This is a genomic window from Ideonella sp. P3_A4, from assembly GCF_056403075.1.
This window is the reverse complement of record NZ_JBFUGE010000009.1, coordinates 1-18,184: the sequence shown is the minus strand read 5'-3', so window position 1 is coordinate 18,184 and position 18,184 is coordinate 1. Positions and strand designations below refer to the sequence as shown.

At 66.5% G+C, this 18,184-nt stretch carries 16 protein-coding genes and 1 pseudogene; 11 read left to right on the top strand and 6 right to left on the bottom strand.

Annotation, left to right across the window (positions count from 1 at the left end):
- Window positions 1-3: 3 nt before the first annotated feature.
- The 7 genes from AC1DYI_RS02690 (at window position 4) to AC1DYI_RS02660 (ending at window position 7,140) form a co-directional block, all read left to right on the top strand.
- A complete protein-coding gene (locus AC1DYI_RS02690; protein WP_477202519.1) occupies window positions 4-1,857 on the top strand; it encodes an ABCB family ABC transporter ATP-binding protein/permease in 1,854 nt (617 codons plus the stop codon).
- A complete protein-coding gene (locus tag AC1DYI_RS02685; RefSeq protein ID WP_477202518.1) occupies window positions 1,838-2,752 on the top strand; it encodes a LysR substrate-binding domain-containing protein in 915 nt (304 codons plus the stop codon). Before AC1DYI_RS02690 ends, AC1DYI_RS02685 begins: the two co-directional genes overlap by 20 nt.
- Before the next feature lie 280 nt (window positions 2,753-3,032).
- Window positions 3,033-3,935 (top strand): amino acid ABC transporter substrate-binding protein, encoded by a 903-nt coding sequence (locus AC1DYI_RS02680; protein ID WP_477202517.1) that lies wholly within the window; start codon window positions 3,033-3,035, stop codon window positions 3,933-3,935.
- A 78-nt stretch (window positions 3,936-4,013) separates the two neighbouring features.
- Window positions 4,014-4,724, top strand: a complete 711-nt coding sequence (locus AC1DYI_RS02675; protein ID WP_477202516.1) for an amino acid ABC transporter permease — start codon at window positions 4,014-4,016, stop codon at window positions 4,722-4,724.
- Window positions 4,721-5,389, top strand: a complete 669-nt coding sequence (locus AC1DYI_RS02670) for an amino acid ABC transporter permease (protein ID WP_477202515.1) — start codon at window positions 4,721-4,723, stop codon at window positions 5,387-5,389. The genes AC1DYI_RS02675 and AC1DYI_RS02670 overlap by 4 nt, the downstream gene beginning before the upstream one ends.
- A 19-nt stretch (window positions 5,390-5,408) precedes the next feature.
- Window positions 5,409-6,143, top strand: a complete 735-nt coding sequence (locus AC1DYI_RS02665; RefSeq protein ID WP_477202552.1) for an amino acid ABC transporter ATP-binding protein — start codon at window positions 5,409-5,411, stop codon at window positions 6,141-6,143.
- A 10-nt stretch (window positions 6,144-6,153) separates the two neighbouring features.
- Window positions 6,154-7,140 (top strand): catalase family protein, encoded by a 987-nt coding sequence (locus tag AC1DYI_RS02660; protein WP_477202514.1) that lies wholly within the window; start codon window positions 6,154-6,156, stop codon window positions 7,138-7,140.
- Between the two features lie 24 nt (window positions 7,141-7,164).
- Here AC1DYI_RS02660 and AC1DYI_RS02655 read toward each other — a convergent pair whose 3' ends face one another.
- The 3 genes from AC1DYI_RS02655 to AC1DYI_RS02645 all read right to left on the bottom strand — a co-directional run bounded on the left by AC1DYI_RS02655 (window position 7,165) and on the right by AC1DYI_RS02645 (window position 10,235).
- A complete protein-coding gene (locus tag AC1DYI_RS02655; RefSeq protein WP_477202513.1) occupies window positions 7,165-9,234 on the bottom strand; it encodes a putative bifunctional diguanylate cyclase/phosphodiesterase in 2,070 nt (689 codons plus the stop codon).
- Window positions 9,235-9,327: 93 nt separating this feature from the next.
- Window positions 9,328-9,846 carry an SRPBCC family protein gene (locus AC1DYI_RS02650; RefSeq protein WP_477202512.1) on the bottom strand — a complete coding sequence of 173 codons (519 nt, stop codon included), beginning with the start codon at window positions 9,844-9,846 and terminating at the stop codon, window positions 9,328-9,330.
- Complete coding sequence (locus tag AC1DYI_RS02645) at window positions 9,843-10,235, bottom strand: nuclear transport factor 2 family protein (protein WP_477202511.1); 393 nt, start codon at window positions 10,233-10,235, stop codon at window positions 9,843-9,845. The genes AC1DYI_RS02650 and AC1DYI_RS02645 overlap by 4 nt, the downstream gene beginning before the upstream one ends.
- Before the next feature lie 191 nt (window positions 10,236-10,426).
- Here AC1DYI_RS02645 and pyrC point away from each other — a divergent pair, with 191 nt between their 5' ends.
- Entirely contained in the window at window positions 10,427-11,482 is a 1,056-nt protein-coding gene (gene pyrC / locus AC1DYI_RS02640; RefSeq protein ID WP_477202510.1) for a dihydroorotase, read from the top strand.
- A 72-nt stretch (window positions 11,483-11,554) separates the two neighbouring features.
- Here the strand turns inward: pyrC and rpoH are convergent, their stop codons facing one another.
- The gene (rpoH, locus tag AC1DYI_RS02635) at window positions 11,555-12,478 is read right to left on the bottom strand and encodes an RNA polymerase sigma factor RpoH (protein ID WP_477202509.1); all 924 of its coding nucleotides are present in this window, start codon (window positions 12,476-12,478) and stop codon (window positions 11,555-11,557) included.
- Between the two features lie 227 nt (window positions 12,479-12,705).
- Between rpoH and AC1DYI_RS02630 the strand changes: the two genes are divergently transcribed.
- Both AC1DYI_RS02630 and AC1DYI_RS02625 read left to right on the top strand, forming a co-directional pair.
- Window positions 12,706-13,839 carry a hypothetical protein gene (locus AC1DYI_RS02630; protein WP_477202508.1) on the top strand — a complete coding sequence of 378 codons (1,134 nt, stop codon included), beginning with the start codon at window positions 12,706-12,708 and terminating at the stop codon, window positions 13,837-13,839.
- 77 nt (window positions 13,840-13,916) lie between these two features.
- A complete protein-coding gene (locus AC1DYI_RS02625; RefSeq protein WP_477202507.1) occupies window positions 13,917-15,221 on the top strand; it encodes a hypothetical protein in 1,305 nt (434 codons plus the stop codon).
- Here AC1DYI_RS02625 and fumC read toward each other — a convergent pair.
- Window positions 15,218-16,606, bottom strand: a complete 1,389-nt coding sequence (gene fumC / locus AC1DYI_RS02620; protein ID WP_477202506.1) for a class II fumarate hydratase — start codon at window positions 16,604-16,606, stop codon at window positions 15,218-15,220. The genes AC1DYI_RS02625 and fumC overlap by 4 nt on opposite strands.
- Before the next feature lie 36 nt (window positions 16,607-16,642).
- The gene (ychF, locus tag AC1DYI_RS02615) at window positions 16,643-17,737 is read right to left on the bottom strand and encodes a redox-regulated ATPase YchF (protein ID WP_477202505.1); all 1,095 of its coding nucleotides are present in this window, start codon (window positions 17,735-17,737) and stop codon (window positions 16,643-16,645) included.
- Between the two features lie 108 nt (window positions 17,738-17,845).
- Here ychF and AC1DYI_RS02610 point away from each other — a divergent pair.
- Window positions 17,846-18,184, top strand: a pseudogene (locus AC1DYI_RS02610) (FAD-dependent monooxygenase); the annotation flags it as partial.

Sequence of the window (18,184 nt, the reverse complement as noted above, 5' to 3'; positions counted from 1 at the left end):
ACGATGCGTCGTCAATCACTGGCAACCCAGGTTCCCCCTGCGGCCGCCTCGTCTGCCCAGCCACTTCACTCCGATGGCGCGACGCTGAAGCGCCTGCTGCCCTACATCTGGCAATACCGCTGGCGGGTCGGTGCGGCGCTGCTGTTCCTGGTCGCGGCCAAGGTGGCCAACCTGGGCGTGCCGCTGCTGCTCAAGACGCTGGTCGACAGCCTCAACCTGCCGGCCGGTGACGCGCGCGGCCTGCTGGTCGTGCCGGCAGGCTTGCTGCTGGCCTATGCCGCGCTGCGGCTGTCGACCAGCGTCTTCACCGAGCTGCGCGAGCTGGTGTTCGCGAAGGCCACGCACGGAGCCTCGCGCCAGATCGCGCTCGAGACCTTCCGCCACCTGCATGCGCTGAGCCTGCGCTTTCACCTCGAGCGCCAGACCGGCGGCATGACGCGCGACATCGAGCGCGGCACGCGGGCGCTGCAATCGCTGGTCTCGTATTCGCTTTACACCATCCTGCCGACCCTCGTCGAGTTGGTGCTGGCGCTGGTGCTGCTGGGCACCAAGTTCGACCTCGGCTATGTGTGGATCACACTGACCGCGCTGGCAGCCTATGTGACCTTCACGATCACCGTGACCGAGTGGCGCACGCAGTTCCGCCACAAGATGAACGAGCTCGATTCGCGCGCCCACACCCGCGCGATCGACTCGCTGCTGAACTACGAGACGGTCAAGTACTTCAACAACGAGGCCTTCGAGGCTCAGCGTTACGACACCGGGCTCGATGCCTACCGCCGCGCGCAGATCAAGTCGCAGACTTCGCTCTCGCTGCTGAACACGGGCCAGCAGCTGATCATCGCCGGCTCGTTGCTGGCGATGCTGTGGCGGGCCACCAGCGGTGTCGTCAGCGGCCAGTTGTCGCTCGGTGACCTGGTCCTGATCAACGCCTTGTTGATCCAGCTCTACATCCCGATGAATTTTCTCGGCGTGCTGTACCGCGAGGTCAAGCAAAGCCTGACCGACCTGGACAAGATGTTCACGCTGCTGGAGCGTGAGCGCGAGGTGGCCGACAAGCCCGGCGCGCCGGAGCTGCAGGTGCAAGGTGCCACGCTGCGTTTCGAAAGCGTCGGCTTCGCCTACGACCCGGCACGGCCGATCCTGCAATCACTGAGCTTCGAGGTGCCGGCCGGCAAGACGGTGGCGGTGGTTGGTGCCAGCGGTGCCGGCAAGAGCACGCTGGCCCGGCTGATCTACCGCTTCTACGATGTGCAGGCCGGCCGCATCACGATCGATGGGCAGGACATCGCCGAAGTGACGCAAGACAGCCTGCGCCGCGCGATCGGCATCGTGCCGCAGGATACGGTGCTGTTCAATGACACGATCGAATACAACATCGCCTACGGCCGCGCCGGTGCTTCGAGGGCCGAGGTCGAGGCAGCGGCCAAGGCGGCGCACATCCACGAGTTCATCATCAACCAGCCGCTGGGCTACGACACGGTGGTCGGCGAGCGCGGGCTGAAGCTGTCGGGCGGCGAGAAGCAGCGGGTCGCGATCGCCCGCACGCTGCTGAAAGACCCGCCGGTGATGATCTTTGACGAAGCCACCTCGGCGCTCGACTCGGCCAACGAACGCGCGATCCAGGCCGAGCTGAAGAGCGTGTCCCGCGGCAAGACAACGCTGGTGATCGCGCACCGCTTGTCAACGGTGGTCGATGCGCATGAGATTCTGGTGATGGAAGCAGGCCGCATCATCGAGCGCGGCTCGCATGCAGCATTGCTGACCCAGAGCGGGCGGTATGCTCGCATGTGGCAGTTGCAGCACACCACACAAGAACGGCGGGAGACAAGCGAGGATGGACACCAAGTGGCTTGAGGACTTCATCAGCCTGGCCGAGACCCGCAGCTTCTCGCGCTCGGCCACCTTGCGCCATGTCACCCAGCCGGCGTTCTCGCGCCGCATCCAGGCGCTCGAGGCCTGGGCCGGTATCGACTTGGTCGACCGCTCGTCGTACCCAACGAGGTTGACGCCGGCCGGTGAGACCTTCCATGCCCAGGCGCTGGAGATCCTCGGCAACCTGCAGGCGACCCGCAACATGATGCGTGGCCACCAGGTGGCCGGGCAGGACATGGTCGAGTTCGCGGTGCCGCACACGCTGGCCTTCACGTTCTTCCCGCATTGGCTGATGGACCTGCGCAAGCGCCTGCCGACGCTGAAGAGCCGGCTGATCGCGCTGAATGTGCACGACGCGGTGATGCGCATGACCGAAGGCAGCTGCGACCTGCTGATCGCCTACCACCACCCGACGCAGCCGCTGCAGCTGCCGCCCGACCGCTACGAGATGCTGAGCCTGGGCACCGAAACGCTCGCGCCCTATGCCAAGGCCGGCGCCGACGGGCAGCCGATGTGCAAGCTGCCCGGCCGGGTTGGGGCGCCGGTGCCTTTTCTCAGCTACGCCTCAGGCGCCTACATGGGGCGCCTGGTCGAGCAGATCATCAAGCACGCGCCGACGCCGCCGGTGCTGGACGCGATCTACGAAACCGACATGGCCGAAGGCCTGAAGGCGATGGCGCTCGAAGGCCATGGCCTGGCCTTCCTGCCGGCGAGCTCGGTGCGCAAGGAACTGAAGGCCAAGCGCCTGGTGGCCGCGGGCTCGAGCGACTACGAGATGACGATGGAGGTGCGCATCTACCGTGAACGCCCCGAGGTGGCGCGCCACGTGAAGGCTGGCGCGCAAGAGCTGTGGGGCTTTTTGCAGTCGCGCCAGTAAGAGCCCCCAAGGCCTGGTCTGATGCCCTGCCCGTCGCTCCCCCGAGCAAGGCGTCGATATAGTGAAAACCCTCAATGGGTATGCAAATCCCGCATAAGCGCTCAGACAATCGGCATTGGCGACCCCCGGGGTGCGCCGTTAAAGTCCGCGCCCAATGTCCGCCGGCCGGCCGGCGCGCTTCCTGCTAGCCCGATACGTGAAGTGCTACGGGCTTGCACGTAGTCCGATCCGCAGTGATTGACGTTACACCTGCACCTTGTTTCCCCATGAAGGAGTTCGCATGAAAAAGTCCCTGTTCGTACTCGCGATCGCCGCGGCCGCTGTCGGCACTGTGCACGCTCAAGCGAACGACACCCTGGCGAAGATCAAGAGCGCGGGCAAGGTCGTCATCGGCACGCGCGACTCTTCGGCGCCGCTGGCCTACACCACGGGTGACGGCAAGTACACCGGCTACCACGTCGAGATCTGCAACCGCATCGTCGATGCGATCAAGACCGACCTGAAGCTGCCCAACCTGGCCACTGAGTACACGCTGGTCACCTCGCAGAACCGCATCCCGCTGGTCATCAACGGCACGGTCGATCTCGAGTGCGGCTCGACGACCAACAACGCCACCCRCCAGAACCAGGTGGGCTTCGCGCCGACGACCTACGTGACCAACGTGCGCATCGCCGTCAAAGCCAACTCGGGCATCACCTCGATCGCCCAGCTCAACGGCAAGAAGGTGGCCACGACGACCGGCACGACTTCCGTGCAGCTGCTGCGCAAGCACGAGCGGGCCACTGGCGTGAACTTCGAGGAAGTGTTCGGCAAGGACCACGCCGACAGCTTCCTGCTGCTCGACACGGGCCGCGCCGACGCCTTCGTGATGGACGACAACATCCTGGCCGGCAACATCGTCAACGCGAAGAACCCGGCAGACTTCAAGATCGTCGGCGAGACGCTGTCGGAAGAGCCGATCGCGATCATGTACCGCAAGGAAGACCCGGGCTTCAAGAAGGTGGTCGACGACGCGGTGAAGGCCATGATGAAGAGCGGCGAGATCGACAAGATCTACGCCAAGTGGTTCATGGCCCCGATCCCGCCGCGCAATGTGTCGGTCAACATGCCGATGACCGCCTCGCTGAAGAACGCGATCGCCAACCCGAACGACAAGCCGGCCGAGGAATACGCCAAGAAGTAAGCCCAAGCCTTGTCATGCCCACCCGGCCGGGCCGGGTGGGCTGATTTTTTTGCGCTGGCTGGAGGGCGGAGAGCCAACATGAATTACCAATGGGACTGGCAGATCTTTCTGCAGGACACCGGGGGCGGCGAAACCTACCTGCACTGGATGCTTTCGGCCTGGGGCTGGACGCTGTCGGTCGCCGGGCTGGGCTGGGTGGTGGCACTGGTGTTCGGTGCCGTCGTCGGCACGCTGCGCACCGTGCCGAACAAGGGCCTGCAGTGGTTCGGCAACGCCTGGGTCGAGCTGTTCCGCAACATCCCGGTACTGGTCCAGGTCTTCATCTGGTACTACGTGCTGCCCGAAATGGTGCCGGCGCTCAAGAGCGTCCCGTCGTTTCTGATGGTCGTCTTCGCGCTGGGCTTCTTCACCTCGGCGCGCGTGGCCGAGCAGGTGCGTGCCGGCATCCAGAGCCTGCCGCGCGGCCAGATGATGGCCGGCTCGGCGATGGGCCTGACGTTGCCGCAGACCTACCGCTACGTGATCCTGCCAATGGCTTTCCGCATCATCTTGCCGCCGCTGACGAGTGAGGCGATGAACATCATCAAGAACTCGYCGGTGGCCTTCGCGGTGTCGATCGCCGAGATGATCCAGTTCGCGATGCAGGCGCAGGAAGAGACCTCGCGCGGCATCGAGATCTACCTCGGTGTCACCGTGCTGTACGTCGTCTCGGCCTTTGCAGTGAACCGCGTGATGGCCTTCATCGAAGGCCGCGTGCGCGTGCCGGGTACCGTCGGGGCGGCCAAATGAGCAACTTCGACTTTTCCGTCTTCAATTTCGAGCTGCTGCAAAGCTTCGTCTGGTCGGGCTTCAAATTCAGCGTGCAGCTGACGCTGATCGCCATGGTCGGCGGGATCCTGCTCGGCACCGTGCTGGCCCTGATGCGGTTGTCGGGTTTGAAGCTGCTCGAGATCCCGGCGCGCATCTATGTCGACGGGCTGCGCTCGATCCCGCTGGTGATGGTGATCCTGTGGGTCTACCTGCTGATGCCGCTGTTCCTCGGCCACGCCATCGGCAAGGAAGTTTCGGCCATTGTCACCTTCACGATCTTCGAAGCGGCCTACTACTCCGAGATCATGCGGGCCGGTATCCAGTCGATCTCGCGCGGCCAGGTCTTCGCGGGCCAGGCGATCGGGTTGACCTACGCGCAGAACATGCGTTACGTGATCCTGCCGCAGGCCTTCCGCAACATGCTGCCGGTGCTGTTGACTCAGACCATCGTGCTGTTCCAGGACACCTCGCTGGTCTACGCGATCGGCGCCTATGACCTGCTGCACGGCTTCGAGACACTCGGCAAGAACTACGGCCGCCCGGTCGAGACCTACCTTGCCGCCGCCGTCGTCTATTTCGTTGTCTGCTTCTCGCTGTCCATGACGGTCAAGCGCCTGCAGAAGAAGATTGCCATCGTCCGTTGAGGATCGCGCCATGCCTTCGATGATTGACATCAAGAACGTTTCCAAGTGGTACGGCAGCTTCCAGGTGCTGACCGATTGCACGACCAGCATCCAGAAGGGCGATGTGGTGGTGGTCTGCGGGCCCTCGGGCTCGGGCAAATCGACGCTGGTCAAGACCGTCAATGCGCTGGAGCCCTTCCAGAAGGGCGACATCGTGGTCGACGGCACCTCGATCTCCGATCCGAAGACCAACCTGCCCAAGCTGCGCAGCCGCGTCGGCATGGTGTTCCAGAACTTCGAGCTGTTCCCGCACCTGTCGGTGACCGAGAACCTCACCCTGGCGCAGGTCAAGGTGCTGAACCGCAACCTCGACGACGCGAAGACCCGGGGCCTGAAGATGCTGGACCGCGTGGGCCTGATGGCGCACAAGGACAAGTTTCCCGGTCAGCTGTCAGGCGGCCAGCAGCAGCGCGTCGCGATCGCCCGCGCGCTGAGCATGGACCCGATCGTGATGTTGTTCGACGAGCCGACCTCGGCGCTCGACCCCGAGATGGTCGGCGAGGTGCTGGACGTGATGGTCCAGCTGGCGCAGGAAGGCATGACGATGATGTGCGTCACGCACGAGATGGGCTTCGCGAAGCGGGTCAGCCACCGCGTGATCTTCATGGACGCCGGCAAGATCATCGAGGACTGCAAGAAGGAAGAGTTCTTTGGCAACCCCGACGCTCGCTCGCCGCGCGCGAAGGAATTCCTCTCGAAGATCCTCCAACACTGAAGCGGTGACGATGGCGGCGCCCAGCACCGGTTGGCAGGAGCGCATCGCGCCGGACGAGGCTTCGCGTCACGCGGCGGCGGCCGAGGCCTTCGTCGCGATGCAGCGTGGCAAGTCGGCCCGCTTTGGCGATGGCCGCGCGCTGCACCGCAAGCCGCTGCTGGCGCTTCGCGCCACGCTCACCGTGCCGGCGGGCTTGCCCGAGCCAGCGCGCCACGGCTTGTTTGCGCACACAGGCGAGCACGAAGTCTGGGTGCGTCTGTCGAACGGCGGGCCGGACGTGCAGAGCGACCGGCGGCCCGACGTGCGCGGTTTCTCGCTTCGCATCTGGGGCGCTGACGGCCCGGCTGCACTGGGTGGCGAAACCGACCATCAGGACTTTGCGCTAATCAACCTGCCGGCCTTTGCCTTTGCCGACAGCGTGCCGTTCGTCAGCCTGGTGCTGGCCATGTCCAAGGGCCCGGCGGCCTTGTTGCCCTGGGCTTTGCGCACCTATGGGCTAATCGGCATGTTCTCGGCGTTGAAGCGTCTGGGCAAGCTGTTCAGCCGGCGTTTCACCGGCTTTGCGACCGAGCCTTTCTTCAGTGCGACACCGATCGCCTGCGGGCCTTACGCCGCGCGGGTGCGGGTGCTGCCGCCGGCCGGTTTGCAGCCCGCCGAGACCAAGCCCGAGCACTGGGGTGACGAGATGCTCGGCCGCTTGGCGAAGGGGCCGCTCGACTACCGCCTGCAGCTGCAGTTCTTCGTCGACGAAGTGCGCACGCCGATCGAAGACGCATCGGTCGACTGGCCCGAAGCGGTGGCGCCGTACGTCGATGTCGGCGTGCTGCGTTTGCTGCCACCGCAAGGCGGAACCGTCGGTGATGCGTTCACAACACAAGTCGAACGCTCGGTGTTCGACCCCTGGCAAGCGCTGGTGGCGCATCGCCCGCTGGGTGAGGTGATGCGCGCGCGCAAGGTCGTCTACTTCGCGAGCCAGAAGGAGCGCGGCGTCGCATGACGCCGCCGCAGCGCGCAGTGCCGCTCAGGCCTGCGCGCGTTCGCCCAGCCAGGTGGCCAGCGCCACGGCACCCAGCGGCCGGCTGATCAGATAGCCCTGCAGTTCATCGCAGTGCATCGCGGCCAGCGCCTGGCGCTGCGCCTCGGTTTCGACCCCTTCAGCGGTCACCGACAGCTTCAGGCCATGCGCCAGCTGCACCACGGCCCGCGCAATGGCATGTGCCCCGGCATCGGAAGGCAGGCTGGTGACGAAGCTGCGGTCGATCTTGATCTTGTCGACCGCCAGTTCGCGCAGGTGCGCGAGAGAGGACTGGCCGGTGCCGAAGTCGTCGATCGCGACCCGCACACCCAACCGCTTGAGCTGCTTCAGCGTGTCCTTGACCGCATCGATGTCGTCCATCAGCACGCGCTCGGTCAGCTCCAGCTCCAGCCAGTGGCCAGGCACGCCTTCGCTGAGCAGCAGATCGCTGATGCTGTCGGCGAAATCGGCGGCGTGGAACTCAAGGCTGGACAGATTCACCGCCACTGGCAGCGCTGCGCCGTCCGGCCGCATGGACTGCCAGGCCCGCGCCGAGCGCAGCGCCTGGCGCATCGTCCAGCGGCCGATGCGTTGCATCAGCCGGCGCTGCTCGGCCACCGGCACGAAGTCGTCCGGGCCCAGCAGACCACGCTCGGGGTGGTGCCAACGGATCAGCGCCTCGAGGCCGACGCAGATGCCGTCCGAAGCCCGCACGATCGGCTGGTACAGCAGCTCGAACTCGCCGCGCTCCAGTGCCTGGCCGAGCTGCACTTCGAGCAGCAGCGCCTCGTAGGCCACGCTGGCCATCGAGCTTTCGAAGAACTGGCAGTTGGCCCGGCCGCGCGACTTGGCAACGTACATCGCCGTGTCGGCATGCTTGATCAGCGTGGCCGGGTCGTCGCCGTCGTCGGGGAAGAAGGCGATGCCGATCGACGGTGAGACCGAGATCGATTGGCCCTCGACCTCCAACGGCGCCRCGATCGCGCGCAACAGCTTGTGCGCCACTTCTTCGGCGTCTTCGCGCTGCTGCGCAATCGGCAGCAGCASCATGAACTCGTCGCCGCCGAAGCGTGCCACCAGGTCGCTGGCACGCAGGCATTCGGTGATCCGCGCGGCCACCGTCTTCAGCAGCGTATCGCCGACCAGGTGGCCGAGTGAATCGTTGACGCGCTTGAAGTGGTCGAGATCGACGAACAGCAGTGCGAGACGACCTTCGTTGTCTCGCGCGGTGGCCATCAACTGGTCCAGCCGCTCCATGAACGCACCACGATTGGGCAGGCCAGTCAGCAGGTCGTGGTGGGCCAGGTGATGGATGCGCGCCTGCGCCGCGTGACGGTCGCGCATGTCGCGCACGATCGTCATGCGGATGCGCTCGCCGTTGCGCAGCATCGTGCGCACGATGAACTCGACCGGGACCTGGCTGCCGTCCTTGTGCAGGATGGTCAGCTCGTAGGTCGTCTCCTGGCCCGCGCTCATCACCGCCAGCACACGCGCCACATGCTCGGGCGCGATGAAGCTCAGCACATGGCGGCCCAGGATCTCGGGCAGCGTGAAGCCGATCAGCTCGAGCAACGGTGGGTTGGCGTCGGTGACCAGCCCATCCTTGTGAAAGACGATGCCCTCGGCGCTGGCCTGCATGAACTTGGCCAGCCGCTCTTCCGATTCGCGCACGGCGCGTTCGGCCAACCGGTGCTTGGTGATGTCGGAGATCAGCACGAAGGAGGACTGCGGATTGCCGTCCGGCCCCAGGTGCGGCAACAGGTTCACTTCGATCCAGCGCGGGCTGCCGTCCGGCGCCTTGAGCTGACGCTCATACGTGACCGCCTCGCGCTTTTCCAGCACATGGTCGACGTACGGCGCGATCTCGCTCGCGGCCTTCTCGCCGATCACCTCGGCAAAGGTGCGGCCGAGGATCGTGCGTTCGTTCAGCCCGAAGGTTCGGGCGTACTGCTTGTTGGCGAACAGGCAGCGCTGCGTCACGGCGTCATAGCACGCGATCAGCGCAGGCACGTTGTCGGCCAGCAGGCGGAACTGGTCGGCGCTGAAATCGTCGGCGGGCAGGGCGGGGTCGGACATCGCGCTGTCAGGCTTTCATCACGTCCGGACGGGCGATCATAGCCCTGGGTCTGCCGGCGGGAAACGGGTGCCGACCGGACCTTCGTCACCTGCTCAGGTGGCAGCAGATCGTCGGGTGGCCAGCCAGCGGGCGAGCCCTTGCCCACCGCCCCGCATCACGCCCTCATGGTTCCAGCGGAACAGTGGCGCCATCAGCGGTGCGGCCAGCCGCATCCACGCGGTGTTCAGATCCAGCCGCCAGGTGTAGCGAACGACCGTGCCGAGACCGTCGGGCCACAGCTCCCACAGGCCTTCGCCCTCCAATGCCCCGCTGGAGCGGCCGCGCAGGCGCCGCGGTGCGTCGGACTCGACGCACTCCACGTCGAGCGTGAAGCCGTAGGGCAGCCGGCTGCCCCAGGAGAGGCGCCGTAGCGCCCCAACGCCGTCTGGCTCGCGGCCGCGGCGCAGCAGCTCGACCCGGCGCACGTAAGGCCACCACTGCGGCCACTCGTCGACCTCGGTCAGCGCCTGCCAGACGGCCTCGGGCGGTGCGTCCAGGCGCCAGTGCGTCACATAGGCGTAGGTGCGGCCGGTGTCGGCTGCCGGAACGGCTGGCCGGGCCTGCACAGTCACGGCCGCACCTTGGCGGCGGCTTCGGTGTCGAGGATGCCGAAAAAGCGCGACAGCTGGCCGTCTTTCACCTGCCAGATGTGGACCCAGGGGCTTTCGAACACGCCGCCATTGGGCAGGGCCTGGGTGCGCTCCCAACCCAGCACGGTGACGTGGTCGGCACCGACCAGAAACTCGCGCGGCTCGAAGGCCTGGATGCCGTCGGCCTGCGCGACAGCGAGGAACCACTCACTCACCTGCGAGCGGCCCTGCACGCGGCCGGTGTAGGGGGCTTTCGAATCGCCGGCGAATTCCCAGCGCACATCGGGCGTCAACAGGTTCAGCAAGCCGGGAATGTCGCCGCTGCCGAAAGCAGCATAGGCAGATTGGACGAGGGCGAGCGGGGTGGTCATGGTGGTGTCTCCTGCAAATCGGCGGGGCCACGGTGGTGGCGCCCGTTTTTCGATACGCCGGCGAGGCCTTCCTGGATGCAGCGCGGTGCCTCAAGAAACGAAGGGCCGCTCCCGAGTTTCTTGATGCCCCTCGGGGGGGCGGGCCGGGCGCAGCCCGGACCTTGGGGGCCCTGTCAAGCGACAATTCGGCCATGCCTTCCCAGCCCGACACCCTGACCCTGACCCGCCCCGACGACTGGCACCTGCATGTGCGCGATGGCGCCGCTCTGGCGGCCGTGCTGCCGCACACCGCGCGCCAGTTCGGCCGCGCGATCATCATGCCCAACCTGCGCCCGCCGATCACCGGCACCGCGCAGGCATTGGCCTACCGCGAGCGCATCCTCGCGGCCCGGCCGGAAGCCGGCACCCCCGGCAGCGACTTCGAGCCGCTGATGACGCTGTACCTGACCGACCTGACGCCGCCGGACGAGATCTGCCGCGCCAAGGACGCCGGCATCGTTGCGCTGAAGCTCTACCCCGCTGGTGCGACGACCAACAGCGACGCGGGCGTGACCGACATCCGCAAGACCTACGCGACGCTCGAAGCGATGCAGCGTGAGGGCGTACTGCTGTTGGTGCACGGCGAGGTCACCGACCCATCGGTCGACGTGTTCGACCGCGAGGCCGTCTTCATCGACCAGGTGATGCGCCCGCTGCGAAAGGATTTCCCAGAGTTGAAGGTCGTGTTCGAACACATCACGACCAAGGACGCGGCCGAGTACGTGGCCGAGGCCGGCGCACACACCGCGGCCACCGTCACGGCGCACCACCTGCTGTACAACCGCAATGCGATCTTCCAGGGTGGCCTGCGCCCGCACTACTACTGCCTGCCGGTGTTGAAGCGTGAGGTGCACCGCCAGGCGCTGCTGGACGCGGTGGCCTCTGGCTCCGACAGATTCTTCCTCGGCACCGATTCGGCACCGCACGCCTCGGTGATGAAAGAGGCCTCGGTCTGCGGGGCCGGTTGCTTCACCGCACCGAGTGCGCTGGAGCTGTACGCCGAAGCCTTCGACGCGATCGGCGCGCTCGACCAGCTCGATGCCTTTGCCGGCCACCATGGCCCGGCTTTTTACGGTCTGCCGCGCAACACCGGCACCGTCGCGCTCAAACGTGAGCCGTGGGCGTTGCCCGAGACGCTGCCGTTCGGTGACGCGCTGATCAAGCCCCTGCGCGCTGGCGAAACGCTGGGCTGGCGTCTGGCCGGCTGAATCGCTGCCGGTTCATGCCCCCTCCTGGGAGCGCCTGAGGGAGCCGTTTTTGGTTGGTGAGGCGGCAGCGCTTCAGGCCGTCTCAAGCGCCTTGCGCATCTTCTTCAGCGCGGCCGACTCGATCTGGCGGATGCGCTCTGCGCTGATGCCGTACTCGGCCGCCAGCTCGTGCAGCGTCGTGCCGCCGCTCGAGTCGTCGTTGACCTTCAGCCAGCGCTCTTCGACGATGCGGCGGCTGCGCGGGTCCAGGTGCTCCAGCGCGCGCGAGATGCCGTCGCCCGACAGGGCGTCGCGGCCGCGGGCTTCCAGCACGTGCGTCGGCTCTTGGCTTTCGTCGGCTAGGTACGCGATGGGTGCGTAGCTTTCTTCACCGTCGTCGGTCTGCGGCTCCAGCGCCACATCGCCGCCCGACAGCCGGGTCTCCATCTCGACGACTTCTTCCGGCTTGACGTTCAGCTCGCGTGCCACCCGGCCGACCTCGTCCGGCGTCAACGTCGAGCGATGGGTTTGCCCTTCGGGCGCCTGGCTCTTCAGCCCCTGCTTCATCGAGCGCAGGTTGAAAAACAGCTTGCGCTGAGCCTTGGTGGTGGCCACCTTGACCATGCGCCAGTTCTTCAGGATGTACTCGTGGATCTCGGCCTTGATCCAGTGCAGCGCATAGCTGACCAAGCGCACGCCCTGATCCGGGTCGAAGCGTTTGACGGCCTTCATCAGGCCGACATTGCCTTCCTGGATCAGGTCGCCGTGTGGCAGGCCGTAACCCAGGTACTGGCGCGACACCGAAACGACCAGACGCAGGTGCGAGAGCACCATTCGCCCAGCGGCTTCGAGGTCGCCGTGTTCACGCAGGCGGCCGGCAAACTGGCTTTCTTCCTCGGGCGTCAGCAACGGAATGCGGTTGACCGCGGTGATGTACGCATCGAGATTGGCGATGGCCGGCACCATCGCCCACGGATCGCGCAGGGCCAGGGTGTTGGAGGTGGCAGTGGTGTTCATCACGTGTTCGGATTCGCTGCAAGGGCAGCAGTTCCATCGAATATTAGCACTCTTGTCTGAGGAGTGCTAAAGCTCGGGTTGACGCCGCTCAAACCAGCCTCGGCGGCTACTTCCCGCCGCCCACCTACGGGAAAACACCACGAAAAATTCTCCAGGAGAACTGTTGAAGAATTCATCTCGCCTCACTAAAGTGATCGGCACCGTTTTCATTCGACAGGAACTTGCACATGGCTGCTGCTGTACTCGCCTTCCGTCCCGCTTCGCTGTGGTTGTCGCTGTTGCTGGCGCTGGCCCTATGCCCGCTGGCGGCACGCGCCGAAACCTTCGAGGGCCGCGACATCTGCCACTGTTATGTCACTAGCCTGTCGGCCGATGGCATGGCGGCTACCGGCCAGCTCAACGGCTCGTACCAGGCCTTTCACTGGACCTGGCAGGGCGGCGCCCAGGCGCTCGGCCGCGGCACCCAGCGCAAGTTGCAGACCAGCGCCGGCACCCCGGCCATCTCGGCCGACGGCAAAGTCGTTGCGTCGACCATCATCGACAGCAGCCAGACCTACGCCACCCAGGGCCGCTGGACGGCCGAGACCGGCTGGCAGCAGCTGATGCCGCCGCGACCGGCCGATGGGGCGATCGTCGACCTGTATGACGGCAGCGTGTTTGGCATGTCGCGCGACGGCAAGACCATCACCGGCCTGTACTGGCGTAACACTGGTGTCGGTGGCCTGGMCCACGGCAGCCGCTGGACCGAAGGTGGCCAGGTGCAGGACATGGGCAGCAGCGGCGGCTCCAGCCGCATCGACGATGCCAACGTCGACGGCTCGGTGCTGGTCGGCTGGGACGAGCACCCGCAGTACGGCATCCGTCGCGCTGCCGTCTGGGTCAACGGGGTCAAAACCGTGCTAGAAGACTCGGATTGGCCCAGTGAAGCCGGCGCCGTCAATGCCGCGGGCACGATCATCGTCGGGCAGGCGGTTGACCCCGCCACGCAAATGAACGGTGCCGCGATGTGGACCCGGGACGGGAGCCAATGGGTGAAGAAATGGCTCGGCGTGCTGGCCGGCACCCAACCGGGTGGCATGGCATATGCCTCTGCCTTGTCGGACGACGGCAAGACGGTGGTCGGCACCGCGCGCCGCTTCTTCTCGCCGTCGAATCGCGGCTTCATCTGGACGGAGGAATCCGGCATGGTCGAAGCCGGCAAGTATTTCAAAGACCGTGGCTACAACGTCGGCAAGAAGCTCGCGATCCAGGCGATCAGCGCGCTCAGCGCCGATGGGCAGGTGTTGGGGGTGGCGGGCACCGAGCTGGCGACCGGCCAGATGCGCAGCATCGCGGTGCGCCGATTGCCCGCAGCCCGCTGAAAACGATGACATGACGGCTCCTGGGCATCGCCGATACTGCGCGCCGCCCACGGGGACCGAGAGGAATGACGACAGACGTGCATATGCTGCCCGACCTGCTGCCTGACGAGGCCACCGCCGAAATCGTCAACGAGGCGCCCGAACCACGCGAAGCGACGGTGGCCGCTGCCTTGCGTGAGGCACTGGTGCCGTTGCTCGACGCACTGGCCGGGCAGCCGCCCCGACCGGTGCGGCTGATGCGCCGCATCGGCCTGGACAAAAGCCTGGCCAGCCGCCTGGTGCAGGCGGTGCGGGCCGAGTCCGACCCGCAATTCCTGCATTTGCTGCCGTCACCGACCGGGCTGCGCATCCTGATCGAACGCAGCCGCAACGAACCGGCCGCCGCCGACTTCTTGCCAGTGATCGAGCGCGCGGTAGACGCATTCGCCGCGCTGCTGGATGCCTTGCCTGGCGGTCGCCAGGCGCTGGACGCGCGCCTGGGCGAAGACCTCTCGTCAATCCGCGAGCGGCGCGAGCACATGGCGCGCCAGGCCTCGTTCAAGGCAGTCTCTTTCCTCTTCGGCCATTACTGCGAGACGCTGTCGACGGCGATGTTCCTCTTCCCGTCGGCCGATGGACAGCGGGTCGATGCGGTCGAGGTGCACAGGCGGTTGGGCCTGCGCCGCATCACGCCGGGCACGCCGCTGCCGTTGATCAGCCTGCACGCCAAGCCCGATGCCAGCGGCGTGCCGGGTGACTTGCTCCAGGTGCGGCCGATCGACGGCGGGCCGGCCGGCGCCGACAGCGCCCTCGACRCGCACCGCTATTTCGTCACCGAAGGCAGCAGCCTGCCGCTGCCACTGCTCGAGGTGGAGCGTGAAGACGGCAGCAGCACCTTCCTGCTCGGGCCGCTGTCGCCCGAGCCGCTGCCCGCACGGTTGACCACCGCGATGCGCATCAACGGCGTCGAGCCGCTGCACCCGGACCAGGCCTACCTCACGGTGCGCAACTACATGCTGCACACGCCTTGCCAGCGGCTGGTGCGCGAGATCTACCTGGCTGATGGCCTGTGGCCGGATGCATTGCCGCACATCGGCTTCTATCTGCCGGGCGCGAGCGGCACGCTGCTGAAGCCGCCGCCCCCCGGCGTGCCACATTACCGGCGCCTGCACCTTAGCGCGCCGATCGAGCAATTGCCGGCTGGGCCGGCGATGTCACCGCTCACCGGCGTTTCCGACCACGCCAGCGTACTGGCCGCGGTGTTGCGGCGCGCCGGCCTGGGCGAGCTGCGGTTTCGCGGCTGGCGCTGCCAGACGCCTTACCCGGTGCCGCTGGTCGAGATGCAGCTCGGCTTTCGCTTTGCCGGCCACCGCGACGCAGCGGCGCTGAAGGTCAGCAGTTAGACCATCTTCTCCGGGCGGACCCACGCGTCGAACTGCTCACCGGTGACGCCACCGACCGCCAACGCGGCGTCGCGCAACGACAGGCCTTGCGCATGCGCATGCTTGGCGATCTTGGCCGCGCGGTCGTAGCCGATGTGCGGGTTCAGCGCGGTCACCAGCATCAGCGAGCGCTCCAGCAGCTCAGCAATGCGATCGCGGTCCGGCTCGATGCCCTGCGCGCAATGGGCATCGAAGCTGGCCATGCCGTCACCCAGCAGGCGCACGCTCTGCAGGAAGTTGTGGATGATCAATGGCTTGAAGACGTTCAGCTCGAAGTTGCCCGACGCGCCGCCGATGCCGAGCGCCACGTCATTGCCCATCACCTGACAGCAGGCCATCGTCAGCGCTTCGCACTGGGTCGGGTTGACCTTGCCGGGCATGATCGAGCTGCCCGGCTCGTTCTCGGGGATGCGCAGCTCGCCCAGCCCGCAGCGTGGCCCCGAGGCCAGCCAGCGCACGTCGTTGGCGATCTTCATCAGCGCGACGGCCAGGGTCTTCAATGCGCCGTGCGCGCTGACCAATGCATCGTGCCCGGCCAATGCCGCAAATCGGTTCGGCGCCAGTTTGAACGGCGCGCCGGTGTCGCGGGTCAACTGCGCGACCACGCCGTCGGCGAACTGCGGGTGGGTGTTCAAGCCGGTGCCGACGGCCGTGCCGCCCACGGCCAGTTCATGCAACGGCCCGAGCGTCGCCGTGATGGTCTGCTCGGCATGGTCCAGCTGAGCCACCCAGCCTGACATCTCTTGCCCCAGCGTCAGCGGGGTCGCGTCCTGCAAATGGGTGCGGCCGATCTTGACGATGTCGGCGAAGGCGTTGGCCTTGGCGGCCAGCGTGGCGCGCAGCGCGCGCAGTGCCGGCAGCAGGTGGTTGGCGACCGCCAGCGCCGCGGCCACGTGCATCGCGGTCGGGAAGATGTCGTTCGACGACTGCCCGAGGTTGACGTGGTCGTTCGGGTGCACCAGCCGTTCCTGGCCGCGGTGGCCACCCAGCAGCTCCGAGGCGCGGTTGGCCAGCACCTCGTTCATGTTCATGTTGGTCTGCGTGCCCGAGCCGGTCTGCCAGACCGACAGCGGGAAGGCGCCTGCATGTGTGCCGGCCAGCACCTCGTCAGCAGCCTGGATGATCGCTCCGGCCAGGCGCTGATCGAGCAGGCCCAGCCCGGCATTGACACCAGCCGCCGCGCGCTTGACGCGGGCCAGCGCCATCAGCAGCGCTTCGGGCATGCGCTCGCTGGAAATGTTGAAAAACTCGAGCGAGCGCTGGGTTTGCGCGCCCCACAGGGCGTCGGCAGGCACCTCGATGGGGCCGAAGGTGTCGCGCTCGGTGCGCGTGGTTTTTTTGTTCACGATGCAAGCTCCCGGCGGCTTCGCCGGGAAGCCGCATCAGACGTTGAACAGGAAGTGCAGCACGTCGCCGTCCTTGACGACGTACTCTTTGCCTTCAGCCCGCATCTTGCCGGCATCTTTGGCGCCTTGCTCACCACCGAACTTGACGAAGTCTTCGTRGGCGATGGTCTGGGCGCGGATGAAGCCCTTCTCGAAGTCGGTGTGGATCGCCGCGGCGGCCTGAGGTGCGGTGTCGCCGATGTGGATCGTCCAGGCGCGCACTTCCTTCACGCCGGCGGTGAAGTAGGTCTGCAGGCCCAGCAGGCTGAAGGCCGAGCGGATCAGGCGGTTCAGGCCCGGTTCGTCCTGGCCCATCTCGGCCAGGAACATCGTCTTGTCCTCATCGGACATGTCCGACAGTTCGCTCTCGGTCTTGGCGCAGATCGCGACCACCGGGGCCTTCTGCTTGGCCGCGTACTCGCGCAGCCGGTCCAGGAACGGGTTGTTCTCGAAGCCGGACTCGGATACGTTGCCGACGAACATCGCCGGCTTGGCGGTGATCAGGCACAGCGGCTTCAGCACGGCCTGTTCTTCCTTGCTGAAATCGATCGAGCGCACCGGGCGGCCTTCGTTCAGCGCGGTGTCGCACTTCTTTAGCACCTCGACCAGGCGCGCGGCTTCCTTGTCGCCGCCGGCCTTGGCCACCTTGCTGTAGCGCTGCAGGCTCTTCTCGACCGTGCTCAGGTCGGCCAGGCACAGCTCGGTCTGGATCACCTCGATGTCCGAGATCGGGTCGACCTTGCCGGCGACGTGGATCACGTTCTCGTCTTCGAAGCAGCGCACGACGTTGACGATCGCGTCGGTCTCGCGGATGTGCGACAGGAACTGGTTGCCCAGGCCTTCACCTTTGCTCGCGCCGGCCACCAGGCCCGCGATGTCGACGAACTCGACGATCGCCGGCAGGATGCGCTCGGGCTTGACGATGGCGGCCAGCGCCTGAAGGCGGGCGTCCGGCAGTTCGACCACGCCGACGTTCGGCTCGATCGTGCAGAAAGGGTAGTTCTCGGCGGCGATGCCGGCCTTCGTCAAGGCGTTGAACAGGGTGGACTTGCCGACGTTGGGCAGGCCGACGATGCCGCACTTCAGGCTCATGGGTGCTTCCGGGGGAGAAAAGAGGGCGTCGCCAGGAAGATCAAGAATGTCATGGGCATCCCGGGCGCGGAACCTGGCATTTTAGGCGGCCTCCCTACAATTCCGGGTATGACCGCCTTCGACGTGCGCATTCTCGGTTCGGGCATCGTCAGCCGCAGCCTGGCGCTGGCGCTGGCGCGCCAGGGGCTGCGCGTGGGCCTGCAGATCCGGCCGAGCGCCCCTCACGCCAGCCCGGACGTGCGCGCCTATGCGCTGAACCCGGCCTCGGTGGCCTTGCTGGCCGACCTGCGCGCCTGGGACACCTTGCCAGCCGACGCCCGCACGGCGGTGCACGACATGCGCGTGGCGGGCGACGCGCCGGGCGCGCAGCTGGCGTTCTCGGCCTTCGCACAGGCAGTGCCAGCGCTGGCCTGGATCGTCGACGCCGCGGCGCTGGAGGCGGTGCTG

Bases quoted from the DNA above. Each gene is read 5' to 3' on its own strand.
- AC1DYI_RS02690 (WP_477202519.1), top strand. From the start codon at position 4: ATGCGTCGTCAATCACTGGCAACCCAGGTTCCCCCTGCGGCCGCCTCG.
- AC1DYI_RS02685 (WP_477202518.1), top strand. From the start codon at position 1,838: ATGGACACCAAGTGGCTTGAGGACTTCATCAGCCTGGCCGAGACCCGC.
- AC1DYI_RS02670 (WP_477202515.1), top strand. From the start codon at position 4,721: ATGAGCAACTTCGACTTTTCCGTCTTCAATTTCGAGCTGCTGCAAAGC.
- AC1DYI_RS02665 (WP_477202552.1), top strand. From the start codon at position 5,409: ATGATTGACATCAAGAACGTTTCCAAGTGGTACGGCAGCTTCCAGGTG.
- AC1DYI_RS02660 (WP_477202514.1), top strand. From the start codon at position 6,154: ATGGCGGCGCCCAGCACCGGTTGGCAGGAGCGCATCGCGCCGGACGAG.
- AC1DYI_RS02645 (WP_477202511.1), bottom strand. From the start codon at position 10,235: ATGACCACCCCGCTCGCCCTCGTCCAATCTGCCTATGCTGCTTTCGGC.
- pyrC (WP_477202510.1), top strand. From the start codon at position 10,427: ATGCCTTCCCAGCCCGACACCCTGACCCTGACCCGCCCCGACGACTGG.
- rpoH (WP_477202509.1), bottom strand. From the start codon at position 12,478: ATGAACACCACTGCCACCTCCAACACCCTGGCCCTGCGCGATCCGTGG.